Source organism: Paenibacillus sp. J22R160, assembly GCF_059692135.1.
In genome coordinates this window covers 168,292-182,950 of the sequence record NZ_JCAUAU010000001.1, presented here as the reverse complement: position 1 = coordinate 182,950, position 14,659 = coordinate 168,292, and the positions used below count along the sequence as shown (strand labels likewise).

The window sequence follows — 14,659 nt, the reverse complement described above, 5'->3', positions numbered from 1 at the left end:
GAAGCTAAACCAAGACAAAATTAAATGCAAGCGCATTTATTTTGTGCATTACCTTGCTTCCGCTTGGGTGTTCATACATTTATTGGGATAGATCGACAAAATCATACAAATTAGACTCCTTTCCGATGCAAGTAAAGACTTGTATAATATTAGGAAATGAAGCATCCGCAGCTGTAATCGGGTTCCTGACATTAGCGGAAATCCGTTTTTTTATGTAGAGACAGGGGTGTACGCCATGTATAGAATCGTGATCGTTGATGATGAAATCGAAGTGAGAGAAGGCATCATAGAGAGCATCGAGTGGGAACGGCACGGATTTGAATGTATTGGGGATTACAGAAATGGCAGCGAAGCATTAGAAGCAATTTCAGAGCTTAGGCCGGATCTAGTTTTGTCTGATATATGCATGCCCTTTATGGACGGGATTGAATTAACTAGACAAATCCATTTGAATTATCCGTACATTAAAGTCATTATCCTGACTGGTCATGATGATTTTGATTATGCCCAGAAAGCATTGCGATTGAAAGTGCACGATTTTATTGTAAAACCGATTACGGCGAACGAACTTCGCATTTTACTGGACAAAGTGAAGTTAGAAATGGACAAGGAAGCTGAAAATCGCGAGAACCTCTCACTTTTGAAGATGCAGCTTCATCAAAGCTTGCCTTTATTAAGAGAACGATTTCTTGAGCAGTTGGTGGGAGGCACTTTGCGAGATTTCAGGCTGCAAGAGAGATTTGAATACTTCAGCCTTCCTTGGATTGCCCCGCCTTATCTGGTTGTAGCCATCGACATAGACGATTTCGACGCAATAAAGAAAGAAAAATGGCAAAACGATCCGGAGCTTTTCCGGTCCGCTGCCTTCAATATTGTGCAAGAAGTGATGGAGGGAAAAGAGGCGATCGTTTTTCGAACGAAGGAAGAACGCATCATAGTCATCTTTTCCGGGGAAGCGGAAGAAGGGACCTATGAAGCTGCGCTGGGCGCATCTGAGGTGATCCGCTTTTGCATGGAGAAATATTTGAAATTCACCGTTACCGTGGGGGTCGGCACGTTGTGCAGCGCGTTACACGAGCTCCCGCTTTCTTACAATGGGGCGATCTCCGCACTGGATTACCGGTTTTTGCATGGAAAAAATAAGGTGATCTCTATCCTTGATATGGAAGGCACCCATAAACCCGTTCAGCAATTGGACATCGAATGGAATCGCAGAGTTGCTACCCTTATCAAAACGGGAACACAAGGTGAAGCGCAAGTTCTCATCGGTCAACTGATCAGCAACTTAAAAGCTTCACTTATGCCAATGGGAACTTGTTATTTTCAAATTCAGTCGATCATTATTGCCGTTATGAATACGATTCACGAATTCGCAGGCAATGACGCTGTTCATTTTAAGGGACATGAAATCGTTCTCAAAGATATCAACCGCTTTCAAACGTTGGATGAAATTGAAGTATGGCTCCTAACCATTTGTAAAGAAGCGATTTTATATATATCAGAGCAAAGAAGCGACCTAACGAAGATGCAGGTGCTCCGTGTCATTGATTACATTGAAGAGCATTATTCCAACGAGAACTTGACGGTTGATGAACTTTGCCGTCATGTACATTTGAGCAAGAGCTATTTCAGCACCGTATTCAAGCAAAATAAAGAACAAACCATTATGGAATATGTCACACGGGTGCGGATTGATAAAGCAAAGGATTTACTGCAGCAGACTGCTATGAAATCCTATGAAGTAGCGGCAAAGACCGGCTATAGCGACCCTCAGTACTTTAGTGTGTTATTTAAAAAACATACAGGGACAACCCCTACGGAATACCGAGAAAAGTTATTGAGGGAGAAATAATGATGAGAAAAGAATGGGATGTTGGATCATTTCTTTTCAAATTTCGAAGTATTCAATCGAGTATTTCCGTCGTCTTTTCGTGCTTGATTTTATTTCTGATCGTAATCACAAGCTACATCTCTTATCATCTGTCGGCTCAAGCGGTGGAAATGAATTCAAAACACTATATTTCCGAAATTGTGCAACAGGTGAATATCAATATTCAATCGTACATAACCAATATGGAGGACATCTCCATGCTTGCATCGACGAACAAGGACGTGAAATATTACATTACAGAGACGAGCTTTATCAGTGATGAAGAACGTAGACCGTATGAGAAACGAATATCCGATTTATTTCAATCTATCTTGATTACCCGTAAAGACATTGCTTCGATTATGGTTTTTGGCTACAATAACCGATTTGTCTCAGACCGTCGAATTACAAGTCTGAATATGAACGCCAACGCCCAGGAACAGCCCTGGTACAAAAATGCAAAGGCAGAAGGAGGGAAATCTGTTATTTCTGCTCCCCACGTCCAAAACATTATCCAGAATGAGTACCGTTGGGTCGTTTCCTTAAGCAGAGAACTGAAAAGCGCAGACGGCATTACGGGAGAAGGGATTTTCCTGGTCGACTTGAATTTAAATGTCCTTGGTGAAATTTGCAATCATATTAACCTGGGAAAAAGAGGATATGTATTCATTCTCGACAAAGATGGAAGCATCGTGTATCACCCGCAGCAGAAGCTGATTAACAGCAATTTAAAGGAAGAGATGATCGATGAGGTCAAACAGTCGGGGAGCGGAAGCTTTACAACAGGGGATGGGAACAAAAAACGGATCTATACGATCCAAGAGACGCACTTTGGCTGGAAAATTGTCGGGGTTGCCTACGCCAATGAGCTCATTGCGAATCAGTATCAAATTAACATTTCGTATTTTTTATGGACGATTCTAGCCTTAGTCATCGCATTGTACCTCTCCTTCTTTATTTCCCGCCACTTATCAAGACCTATCAAACTACTGCAGAGCAGTATGAAGCAAGTGGAAAAAGGCGACTTCAGCATTCGTTCGGACTTTCGCAGCGAGAATGAAATTGGACAATTGGGCCAAACCTTTAATATCATGGTCGGCCGAATCAAAGATTTAATGAATCAAATTATTCAGAACGAGGAAAGCAAGCGAAAGAGTGAAATGAAGCTGCTTCAAGCGCAAATTAATCCTCATTTCTTGTATAATACGTTGGATTCCATCATATGGATGGCGGAACGTAAAAAGCATGATGAGGTCGTCCAGATGACCTCTTCGCTCGCCAAGCTATTTCGCGCAATTATTAATAAAAATAATGAAACCGTTCCCGTTCGGGTGGAAATCGAGCATATCACCAACTATCTGCTCATTCAATCGATGAGATATAAGGATAAGCTGGATTTTCAAATTGACGTTGACCCTGGGATTCTAGAGGTCCATATTCCGAAAATAATTTTGCAGCCTATTGTTGAAAATGCGATTTATCATGGGATCAAAAACAGTTTGGAGCCCGGTTTAGTAAAAATAACGGGGAAAGCAGACGGAGATAACATTGTGTTTATCGTAGCGGATAACGGTGTCGGCATGGAACCGGAGCAGTTGGAGCAAATTTTGAAATTGAAAGATGGCGTCATCAAGGGGATTGGGGTCAGCAATGTAAACGAACGCATTCAATTGTTCGGTAATGAATTTGGTCTTACTTTTAAAAGCGAAAAATGGGAAGGTACGGAAGTTAGGATTGTACTCCCCAAAAGTGCCCAGAAAGGAGTCATCGATGGCCATTAAAAAGCCGGTTTTCTTGGCTGTACTGTTCGTGATTGTGATTGGTTTTGTCGTAATAACCATCATGGAAATGCTGCGTATTACGAATCCTAGAAAGCTTGAGATCGCTGTTGTCTTAAAAACGAACAATATTCGCTCGGATTATTGGCAAATGGTTCATACAGGCATAAAAGCTGCAGCTAAAGAGTTCGCTGTAAATATTGATATTACTGGCCCCATATCGGAGACGGATACTGCAGGACAAATTCGGAATGTCGATGAAGCGCTTGTGAAGAAGCCTGACGCTATCATTCTTGCAGCCACAGATTATGAGAAGCTTGGACCTGCTGCCTTAAAAATAAAGGAGTCTGGAACGAAACTCATCTTAATCGATTCACCGATTCGTACCCGTGTAGAAGCAAGTCTTATTGCAACCGACAATACCGAAGCGGGGAGAAAAGCCGGACTTATTTTGGCAGGTGGACAGAATGGTAAATTATTTCGTGTGATGACGCTTAGCGGCAATAAACAGACAATAGCCGAGAAGGAGCGTGAGAGCGGGTTTAAGGAAGCCATAGCTGATTTTCCCGGCGTAGAATTCGCGGGGAGTTATGGGTTTGACGGTACTGAGGATGCGGCCTACGAACAGGTGAAAAATCTGCTGGCTATGTATCCGAACATTGAGGGGATTGCAGCATTAAATGAAACGGCTACACTAGGGGCAGCTAGGGCAATCAAAGAGAAAAAATGGGAGAATCAAATTAAAATTGTCGGTTTTGATAGCTCTATTTATGAGATTAAGCTTTTGGAAGAAGGGGTCATTAAAGCCACAATCGTACAAAAGCCGTTCAATATGGGGTATCTATCCGTTGAAACAGCGGTGCAAGCTTTATCCGGTATTAAGGTGGACCCCAAAGTGAATATAGACGCCGATGTCATAACCAAAGAAAACATGTACACCCAAGAAAATCAGGAGCTTCTCTTTCCTTTGGTGGAAAAGTAGTGATTTGACGGAAGGGGGATCAAAAAATGAACCGAATAGGTAAAATAAAAATAGGTTCGTCGCTTATGCTCCTGCAGCTTACGGGCATTTTACTCACCGGATGCATCAAAGAGGAAGTTCACCATCCGGCTTCTGCTGCCGATCCTGATGCGAAAGCGACGATTACGTTCGTGGCTGCAGAGTACAGTACATCTACGAAGCCCTATTTTGAAAGTCTAGTGAAAGAATTCGAAACGAAGTATCCGACGATCAAGGTGGAACTGCAAGTCATTAACTGGGACATTCTAGATAGTGCATACAATACCATGATAAGCCGCAATCAACCTCCGGATTTGCTGCTCACGAACATTTACGCGCATTTTGCAAAGGACGGATTGCTCAACCGCATGGAGGATCTTCTTTCCCCAGAATTGAAGGAGAAGTTTTACCCTTATCTGCTGGAAAGCAGTAAAATGTATGACACGCAGTATACGATACCTTACGTAACGACCATTCGCGAATTGTATTATAACAAAGATATTTTCAATGAGGTTGGCCTTACAGAGCCGCCAAAAACATGGAGCGATCTAGAGGAGGATGCGCGCAAAATAAAAAATACCAAACAAGTGGACGGCTTCGGCGTCGATTTGACGGATAATGAGATTTGGGCGTATCTCTCTTATTTTTTTTATGGTGCTGGCGGTGGCTGGATGAAAGATGGCGAGTGGGCGATTAATTCACCTGAGAATGTGGAGGGCATCACCTTTCTAAAAAAACTATATGAAGAAGGTCTAACGGATCCAGAGCCAGCTGTGACAACACGCGATGAAAAACAGCGAATTCTAGGAAACGGCAAGTTAGGCATGCTGATTTCCGGCAACTATTTTGAGGCCGTTGTCCCGCATGAGTACCCCGGGCTGAAATGGGCGAAAGGGCCGATCCCGGTTAAAGAGGGGCAGACGCCACTGGTGCTGGGGGTGCAGGACGTTTGGATGTCTTTCAAAACGGACCATACCAACAAGGATGCGTTGTCCAAGTTTCTCGATTTTATTTATGAGGATGGACGTTACGAGGAGTTCGTTCTTCGAGAAGGTTTTCTTCCAACCATTCGTACGGTAGGCAATAAATTGGCGGATAATGATCCATCCATGAAGCAAAATTTGGACTCCATTAAAAGCGCAAAGTTTTACCCCATTAATAATCCCGCATGGTCTGCCGTTCTGAACGCGACCAGAAATATGGGGCAAACGGTTTTGCTCGGCCAGATGTCGCCTAAGCAAGCGCTTGACCGGCTGCAGCAAATCGCCATTGACAAAAGTCACTAAGCTAAATTTCGGCAAAGGTCAGGAATTGATTCCTGGCCTTGTTTCTTTTTACAACAAGGTACAAAAAGACAATACTTTTTTAACTATTTACAGTTATTTAATCAATGGTTGAAAGCGGTGAAAATTACTATGATAAAGGTGTACAAAGAAATTGGAAATTAGTAGAAGCGGATGCTTTTAATAAGGACAGTTGCACCGCAAAACTCTAGGGAGGTCTTTACGATGATGAAACCAAAAAATGCAATGGCATGGGGTATGTTGGTATCGACTGTTGTACTTACGTTAACGGGCTGTGGAAGTAACAATGCGAATACGACTAGTGCGTCAGTAAAGCCTGTTGACAGTGCAAAACCTGTGGAGAGCGCCAAACCGGCTGATAGCGCGGGTCCTGCGGGAACAAAGCTTACTGGTGACTTTGAAATTCAATATTTTGTCGGCGGATACGGCGACGCGTGGTGGAAACAAGCGATCGCTGATTTCCAAAAGCAGAATCCGGATTTGAAGATCAAGGAATCCGCTGGAGCGAAAATTAACGATCAAATGAAACCGCGTTGGATTCAAGGGAATCCGCCTGATTTTGTTTACATTGACGGAGCTGGCTCCAATACAAGACAGATGGTAACAGATGATCAACTGATGGATATTACGGACTGGCTGAAGGAGGCCAAAAACGTAGATGGGAAGAAAATTCTAGATCTCCTGATTGCTCAACCTGAGGAGTACAAACCTGGCAGAGAGTTCGCTGTCCCGCTCGTTTTCGGCTCTTGGGGAACGTTCTACGATAAAGCATTATTCAAAAGTAAAGGTTGGGATGCGCCTGTAGACTTCCAAAGTTTCATGGATTTAGGTGAGAAAATTAAAGCAGATGGCAAAATGAGCGATTATATCCATACAGGGGTTTATCCGTACTACATCAACGGCGGATTGCTAGACCCAACGATTATTGCGATGAACAACTATGATACATCCATTTTCAAGAAAATTAATTCCCTCGAAAAGGGTGTTTGGAAAAGCGAACCTGTCATGAAATCTCTTGACCGAATTGTGCAAATGAGAGACAAAGGGCTCATCGATAAAGGGTCACCAGCTCTGAATCACACGGATTCCCAGACGCAGTGGCTGCAGCACAAAGCCGCTTTCATACCGACAGGTATTTGGGTTGAAAGTGAAATGGCCAAAGATATTCCAGCTGGATTTGAATTTGGATTCTTGCCTTCCATTGGTCAAGACAAAGGCGGCAAGTTCGTAGCGAACCCTTACACATCCACAGTCGCCATCGCTAAGAAAGCGAAAAACCCAGAGGCAGCCAAAGCTTTCATGCAATTCATTTTCACCGAGAAAGAGAGTAAATTATGGGCAGAGCTTTCCAAAGCCCCTGCTAACATCAAGGCAGATCTTGAAGGAACCAATGCTCCAGCGCTTACGAAAGAAGCAGCCAAATTCTACAATTCACCAAACACCGTTGTTGCGCCTGAGGTTGTTATCCCTGAAGAACTTGTAACAGCAAGAAACAACGCAACGCTCGCTCTTACGAAAGGTGAAATTACACCGCAGCAGTGGTCAGACCGTATGGAAGAGGCTACAGATAAAATTCGCGCGAAAGAAAAAAAATAAGCCATAGTAAGTTATGAGTGATAATAAGGGAATGCTTCGGATTCCCTTATTATCATTCAGAAGCTTAGATTGGAGGAAAGTATGAAAGTGAGCAAGACATCCGCAACGGCCAAGTTAGAGCAGAAAACAAGTGAGAGAGTCGGAACCGCAAAGATGAAGCGGAATATGTTCATTCTTTCCTTTATCCTTCCAACTTTGCTTCTATATCTCGTGTTTACCGTTTATCCAATGTTTAAAGGGATATATCTTAGCTTATTTGATTGGTCGGGCGGCTCCGAAACCTATAACTTTATCGGCCTTGGAAATTTCAAGGATATGATGGATGACAGTGTGATTCTGAAGACTATTCGAAACGACTATATTCTCGTCATCGGGAAAGTCATTGGTTTTATGGTTTTGTCCATGGTATTCGCGCTGGCGCTAACTAGGTTGGGCATCAGAGGTTCAGGTTTTTACCGTATCATTTTCTTCCTTCCTAATGTGCTCTCGGTTGTTGTCGTTGGGGTTCTCTGGCGCTATGTGTATAATCCAAACCTTGGATTTTTGAATTCCTTCATCTCCTTATTTACAAATAAAAAGTTTGAATTCGCCTGGTTAGGCGACAAATGGTCGATATTGGCGCTGCTGCCGCCTTCGATCTGGGCAGGTATCGGCTTTACAATCATTTTGCTGGTCGCCGGTATTCTCAGTATTCCATCGTCATTATTTGAATCAGCTGACATTGATGGAGCGTCACAGTGGGATCAATTTTGGTTGATTACCCTTCCTCTTTCGTGGGAACAAATCAAGACTTCCGTGGTATGGATTGTCATGACGACACTCAATGGGTCGTTCGTCATTGTAACGATCATGACCTTTGAAGGCGGAGTGGATAATGCCACACAGGTCATGGGCTCCTATTTGTATTTGAACGCATTCAAATTCGGCAAGTTCAGTTATGCGTCTGCGATTGGCGTCCTCATTCTGATTCTCTCTTTAATAACAACAGCAACCCTTCAGAGGCTGATGAAGAGAGAAACAATTGAATTAACGTAGAGGAGTTATTCATATGAGTCAAGGTATAGTCAATCCTGTATTCCGGCTGTTTTTCAAATTCATTCTCATCGCTTGGGCGATATGTGTCCTATATCCACTCATCTGGACTATCCTCAGCGCTTTGAAAGATAACCAGCAGTTTTTCTTGGGAAGACCTTGGGATCTGCCGAAGTTACCTTTGCTTTGGTCCAATTTTTCGTACGTCTGGGGAAAGTATAACTTTGGTCATAATTTTATGAATTCACTGGTAGTAACATTGGTAAGTACGATACTTGGAGTGTTCTTATCGGCCACAACGGCTTACGTGATTGCCCGATTTACGTTCAGAGGAAACGGCTTATTGTACTATTCGTATCTCTCCTACATGATGATCCCAACATTTCTTGGCATCATCCCCCTATTTTTTTTACTAAATGATCTTCATCTAACGAACAATTTATTTGGCCTTATTTTAGTCTACATGGTCACAGCCGTGCCGTTTGCCGTATTCGTCTTGGTCAGCTTTTTCAAATCACTGCCAAGCGAACTGGAAGAGGCCGCCTCCATGGACGGCGCTTCTCATTATGGCATTTTTTTTCGGATTATGCTTCCACTTGCCAAGCCGGGACTGATGTCTGTTGCAATCATTACCGTGCTGAATATTTGGAATGAATATGTATTTGCGCTAGTGCTGATCAATGATCCAACGAAATATACGATACCGGTAGCCATTGCGGTTATGCAGGGTGAAATGCAGTACAGAACGGAATGGGGACCACTCTTCGCTGCCCTGATGATATCGATGGGTCCGACGATTGTGTTTTATAGTATTTTCCAAAAACAAATTACAGGAGGGATAACGGCTGGTGCATTAAAAGGGTAAAATGGTTGATTCTGAAGAGGAGAGTGTAAGAAGTGAAGACGCTTAAACATGCTTTTGGCTTTGTTTTTTGCCTGGTTTTCGTCGTAGCTATCGTATGCTTAGGTGGGACAACGACACATGCAGCAGCGGTTGGCGACATCACGAATTTCGAGAAAACAGATGCGAAGACATTTACAATTACATCTGGCACCGATAAGGTAAAAGTTATTTTTAATCGCGATGATATGGTGCGGATCTGGCTTGGCGTAGGAGGTAATTTTCAAACGCTGGCTGGTAAAAGCTCCCCAACACCTAAAGAGCCGATTGTCGTGAAGGAGGATTTTGGTCCGGTAGCCGTGGATTGGACAGATGAGGGCAGCTACTACAAAATGGTAACGGGCAAGTTCGTTTTACGCGCTTACAAAAGCCCGTTCAAATTCGCGATGTACAAGAGCGACAACGCAACGGTCGTATGGCAAGAGGAGTCACCATTAAACTATAGCTCTTCCTCAACAACTCAGAAGCTCGTTAGAGGAGCCGATGAATATTACTACGGCGGAGGGATGCAAAATGGATTTTTCTCTCACCGTGACAAAACGATTAAGATTTCCAAAAACTTTGGCGACTGGGGCAGCGGTACCGTCTCCAATCCTTCTCCGTTCTATCTGAGCACGGCTGGATATGGCGTACTGCGGAACACGTTTCAAGATGGTACATACGATTTCGGCAGTCCTGCACAATTGACACACAATGAGAATCGATTTGACGCGTATTATTTTTACGGCGATACCATGAAGGATCTTCTGAACGGCTATACAGATTTGACAGGCAAGCCTTCGTTAATTCCCAGATGGGGGATGAGCATGGGGGATGCGGATTGTTACAATACTAGCAACACCGGCGCTAACAAGCCGAATAAGCTGACGACGCCGGATGTTTTGAAAGTGGCGCAAGGCTTCCGCAACAATGATATGCCAGGCGGATGGCTGCTGCCGAACGACGGCTACGGCTGCGGTTATGTACAGCTGCCAAGTACCGTGGCACAGCTCCATGATTTGGGCTTTTACACCGGTTTGTGGACGCAGAACGGTCTTGCAAACATCGCGACCGAAGTAGGCGTGGCTGGTACTCGTCTGAATAAGCTGGACGTCGCTTGGGTCGGACCCGGCTATGATTTCGCTCTCGATGCAACAAGACAGGCTCATGATGGCGTTGAAAACAACTCGAACGATCGTGGTTTTGTATGGTCTGTCGGCGGATGGGCAGGTACGCAGCGTTATTCGACGGTTTGGTCGGGAGACCAATCTGGCAATTGGGAATATATCCGTTTCCATATCCCTTCAATGATTGGCGCCGGGCTGTCAGGCATGACATACGCAACCGGTGACGTGGACGGGATCTTCGGCGGCAGCGCTCAGACGTATGTGCGCGATTTACAATGGAAAGCGTTTACACCGATTCTTATGAGTATGTCCGGTTGGGCATCCGTAGATAAGCAGCCTTGGCGCTATGGTGAGCCTTATACAAGCTATAACCGGGATATTTTGAAGCTGAGACAGCGTTTGACGCCTTATTTCTATACCTATTTAAATGAAGCTTATGAGTCGGGTGCACCGTTCACCAGAGGGATGGTTTATGAATTCCCGAACGATCCGAATACGAAGAGCACATTGACTCAGTACCAATTCATGTCCGGGCAGTCATTGCTCGTTGCGCCGGTTTACAAAGATACGTCAGTAAGAAACGGTATTTACTTGCCGAAAGGCAAATGGATTGACTACTGGACGGGTACGGAGCATTACGGATCCAAAATGCTGGACGAATACAGCGCTCCGCTTAGCCGTGTGCCGCTTCTCGTCAAAGCCGGCGCCATTATTCCGATGTATCCGGAAACGCTTTACGACGGCCAAGTGCCGCCGAATCCGATTACGTATGATATCTATCCTTACAAAACTTCCTCTTTCACGATGTATGAGGATGATGGGGTATCCAGAGAGCACCGCAGCGGCAAATTCGCGAAAACGTTAATTACTTCGATTGCTCCAGAAACCGGAACTGGCGATTTGAAGGTTCAAGTAGGAGCAAGCGTTGGCGATTACAACGGCAAGCTGGCAGCGCGTACGAACCAATTCCAAATTCATATGCATGCGAAACCGGCAAGCGTTGCGGTTGGCGGCTCCGCCTATACGGAGTATGCAAGCAAAACGGAACTGGCGGCTGCGACAAGCGGTTGGTACTTTGATAGCACGGATAAAGGCGGAATCGTCTACGTGAAAACGCCGGATATGCCGTCTGACCAAGGATTCGAAGTGAAAATCGCCGGTTTTGCAGCGGATACAACGCCATTGACTGACGCAACCGTCATTTCGCTGCCGGAACCGGATAACGATCCAACCAAAATCGTGCAAGGAGACATCGTGGCAACGGCGACAAGCACGGATGCAACCTCTCCGCTAGCGAATGCGCTGGATGGCAGCACAGAGACTGTCTGGAGCACGAAGTTGGATGGCAGTGCGCCTTTGCCACAGTCAATTACGCTAAATTTGGGCACGAAGTTTTCTGTGAACAAACTGAAATATTTGCCAAGACAATATTTAGGCACGGACGGCATTATTACAGCTTACAACATCTACGTGAGCACGGATGGAACCAATTTCACCAAAGTTGCCACTGGCACGTGGAATGCGGATAAGTTGGAAAAAACAGTGACGTTCCCTACCGCAGAAGCACAGTATGTGAAATTGGAAGCAACAGCTGGTGTGAATGGCTTTGCGGCTGCGGCTGAACTCAACGTGTACCGTGACGGTTCAGTGCCAACGCCTTTGGCAATTGCAAAGAATCAAATGACGGCTACGGCATTCAGCGCTCAACCAGGCAGTGAAGCTTCCAAAGCCATTGATGGGGATTCGAACTCTGTCTGGCACACGAAATGGGACGGTTCTGACAAATTGCCGCAATCGATTATTATCAATCTCGGCAAAGTTCGCAATATCAGTCAATTCCGTTATGCACCGCGTACAGACGCTGGGAATGGCACGATTCAGACTTATAATTTGTATGTAAGTACCGACGGAACGAACTATACGCAAATCAGTACAGGTACCTGGACCCGCAACAATATTAAAAAGTATGTCCAGTTCACACCTGTTGACGCTCGTTATGTGAAGCTGGAGGCGGTAGTGGCAGTCGGCAATTTCGCATCTGCTTCCGAAATCGATGTCTATGAAGCGCCTCAAGCTCCTCCTGTTTTGGGCGATATTTTGAAAGGCAAGCCGGCATCGGCAGACAGCGTTGATCCATCGTTCCCTGCGTCTAATGCCAACGATGGGGATTCAGCTACACTATGGTCGGCAAATGATACAAACGCAGGCCACGTTTGGTCCGCCGATTTGGGTAAAATGCATGCCATTCAAGGACTAGAGATTTCCTTTGGACAGAGCGATAAAGTGTACCAATACAAGCTGGAAGTCCGCGAAGCGGGCAGCAGTAATTGGATTCAAGTATTAAACCGCATGAACAATACCGAAGCAGGCCAAGTGCTCAAAGATACTTTTGGCAGCCAAGGGCGCTATGTGAGAATCACGATTACCGGACTGCCTGATGCAAGCACGAAAGCTTGCATCGCGGATGTGAAGCTGATCGGCTTGCCAATCATCGGAACGGCTTCTGTGACGGGCGTAACATTGGATCGCTCATCAATCACGATGAACGTGCTCGATGCGCCGATTGCCTTGGAAGCAACCGTAATGCCGCTGAATGCAGCGAATACATCCGTTGTGTGGAGCACAAGCAATCCTGCTATTGCGATGGTAAACGAGAGCGGCGTCGTATCTCCGAAAGGCGCAGGAACGGCTACCATTACTGTAACTACCGCGGATGGCGGCTTTAAAGCTATGGTTGATGTCACAGTAACCGGGCAGGCCGGTTTGGTGAAAATCCCGCAAACACAGATGACGGCGACGGCTGCTAGCATCCAGGCAGGAAACGAGCCGGGCTTGGCCATTGACGGAGATCTGAGCACTTGGTGGCACATCAAATGGTTCAACGTTGATCCGCTGCCGCAATCGATTGTTTTGAATTTAGGAGGAACTTACAAAGTCAGCAGGCTGGAATACACGCCTCGTCAGGATGCCGGTAACGGTACAATTACCGCCTACAATGTATACGTCAGTGAAGACGGTAATCAGTATACGAAAGTAGCGAGTGGAGCATGGCTGCAAAATAACAGCTTGAAAGAAGTGAATTTTACTCCGGTAAATACTGCTTTCATCAAGCTCGAAGCGACAGCTGGTGCAGGCAATTTTGCTTCCGCATCTGAGCTGAACGTGTATAAGCTGGATGTAGTGCCAACCTTGCAAACCATCGTCTTTGACGCTGCAAGCTATGAACTGCAACAAGGGCAGACCACACCTGTTAAGGTAACTGCGACGTATTCGGATGGAACGAATCAAGATGTGACTGCTGCATCCACGTTTGAGATCGCAAATCCGCTGTTTGCCACGGTGGCAAGCGGTACGATCACGGGTATTTCCCAAGGCGAAACTGTTGTTACGGCTACGTACGGAGGAAAGCAAACGACTGCAGCTGTAGTGGTGAAAGTGGTCGCTCCACAAAGCCCGTATACAACGTTAACGGGAAGCTCCAGCGTTGAAAGCGGACAGCCGATAACGATTACTTATGGGGTGAGCAGCGTATCGCAGCAGGTGTATGCAGAAGACATTACGCTAAACTACGATCCGAACGTAATGACATTTGTGTCGGCGGACTCATTGCTTCCGAACCTCACCATTGTGACGACGGTGAACGATGTGCCAGGTAAACTTCGCCTGATTGCCGCCAGCCAAGGGGCAGGTCACGCAGTAACTGGAAATGCGCAGCTGTTCAAGCTTACATTTAACTCGAAAGCGCTGACTGTGGTTACTGCATCCACGATTGAAGTGACCGACACCATGCTTGGGAATGAGCTAGGTAACGAGTTCAAAGCGTTAAATTCCTCCCTAAGCATTCAAGTTACACCGGTTCCTGTCGGCACTCCTGGCGATTTGAACCATGATGGAAAAGTATCGATCGGCGATTTGGGCATGGTGGCAGCTAATTACGGCAAAAACTCCTCAAGTCCAGATTGGGCAAGCATTAAACACTTAGATTTTAACAATGACGGACAAATTGAAATTGCAGATCTGGCCTTCATTGCTTCGAAAATAATGGAATAAGACAGAGAAAAGAGGCCCTTAG

At 45.3% G+C, this 14,659-nt stretch carries 8 protein-coding genes; all 8 read left to right on the top strand.

Features of this window, described 5'->3' with window-relative positions; translation table 11 throughout:
- Positions 1–235: 235 nt before the first annotated feature.
- The 8 genes from AC58UW_RS00665 (at position 236) to AC58UW_RS00630 (ending at position 14,637) form a co-directional block, all read left to right on the top strand.
- Positions 236–1,852 (top strand): response regulator, encoded by a 1,617-nt coding sequence (locus AC58UW_RS00665; RefSeq protein WP_497418796.1) that lies wholly within the window; start codon positions 236–238, stop codon positions 1,850–1,852.
- 2 nt (positions 1,853–1,854) lie between these two features.
- Complete coding sequence (locus tag AC58UW_RS00660) at positions 1,855–3,651, top strand: cache domain-containing sensor histidine kinase (protein ID WP_497418795.1); 1,797 nt, start codon at positions 1,855–1,857, stop codon at positions 3,649–3,651.
- Positions 3,641–4,630 (top strand): substrate-binding domain-containing protein, encoded by a 990-nt coding sequence (locus tag AC58UW_RS00655; RefSeq protein WP_497418794.1) that lies wholly within the window; start codon positions 3,641–3,643, stop codon positions 4,628–4,630. The genes AC58UW_RS00660 and AC58UW_RS00655 overlap by 11 nt, the downstream gene beginning before the upstream one ends.
- A gap of 26 nt (positions 4,631–4,656) precedes the next feature.
- On the top strand, positions 4,657–5,934 hold the full coding sequence (locus tag AC58UW_RS00650) for an ABC transporter substrate-binding protein (protein WP_497418793.1): 1,278 nt from the start codon (positions 4,657–4,659) through the stop codon (positions 5,932–5,934).
- A gap of 222 nt (positions 5,935–6,156) precedes the next feature.
- A complete protein-coding gene (locus AC58UW_RS00645; RefSeq protein ID WP_497418792.1) occupies positions 6,157–7,548 on the top strand; it encodes an ABC transporter substrate-binding protein in 1,392 nt (463 codons plus the stop codon).
- A 153-nt stretch (positions 7,549–7,701) separates the two neighbouring features.
- Positions 7,702–8,583 carry a carbohydrate ABC transporter permease gene (locus AC58UW_RS00640; RefSeq protein WP_497419308.1) on the top strand — a complete coding sequence of 294 codons (882 nt, stop codon included), beginning with the start codon at positions 7,702–7,704 and terminating at the stop codon, positions 8,581–8,583.
- A gap of 13 nt (positions 8,584–8,596) precedes the next feature.
- Positions 8,597–9,445, top strand: a complete 849-nt coding sequence (locus AC58UW_RS00635; protein WP_497418791.1) for a carbohydrate ABC transporter permease — start codon at positions 8,597–8,599, stop codon at positions 9,443–9,445.
- A gap of 32 nt (positions 9,446–9,477) precedes the next feature.
- Positions 9,478–14,637 carry a discoidin domain-containing protein gene (locus AC58UW_RS00630; protein ID WP_497418790.1) on the top strand — a complete coding sequence of 1,720 codons (5,160 nt, stop codon included), beginning with the start codon at positions 9,478–9,480 and terminating at the stop codon, positions 14,635–14,637.
- Positions 14,638–14,659 lie beyond the last annotated feature (22 nt).

Excerpts from the sequence above, each read along its gene's own strand:
- AC58UW_RS00665 (WP_497418796.1), top strand. The coding sequence starts at position 236 with ATGTATAGAATCGTGATCGTTGATGATGAAATCGAAGTGAGAGAAGGC.
- AC58UW_RS00660 (WP_497418795.1), top strand. The coding sequence starts at position 1,855 with ATGAGAAAAGAATGGGATGTTGGATCATTTCTTTTCAAATTTCGAAGT.
- AC58UW_RS00655 (WP_497418794.1), top strand. The coding sequence starts at position 3,641 with ATGGCCATTAAAAAGCCGGTTTTCTTGGCTGTACTGTTCGTGATTGTG.
- AC58UW_RS00650 (WP_497418793.1), top strand. The coding sequence starts at position 4,657 with ATGAACCGAATAGGTAAAATAAAAATAGGTTCGTCGCTTATGCTCCTG.
- AC58UW_RS00645 (WP_497418792.1), top strand. The coding sequence starts at position 6,157 with ATGATGAAACCAAAAAATGCAATGGCATGGGGTATGTTGGTATCGACT.
- AC58UW_RS00640 (WP_497419308.1), top strand. The coding sequence starts at position 7,702 with ATGAAGCGGAATATGTTCATTCTTTCCTTTATCCTTCCAACTTTGCTT.
- AC58UW_RS00635 (WP_497418791.1), top strand. The coding sequence starts at position 8,597 with ATGAGTCAAGGTATAGTCAATCCTGTATTCCGGCTGTTTTTCAAATTC.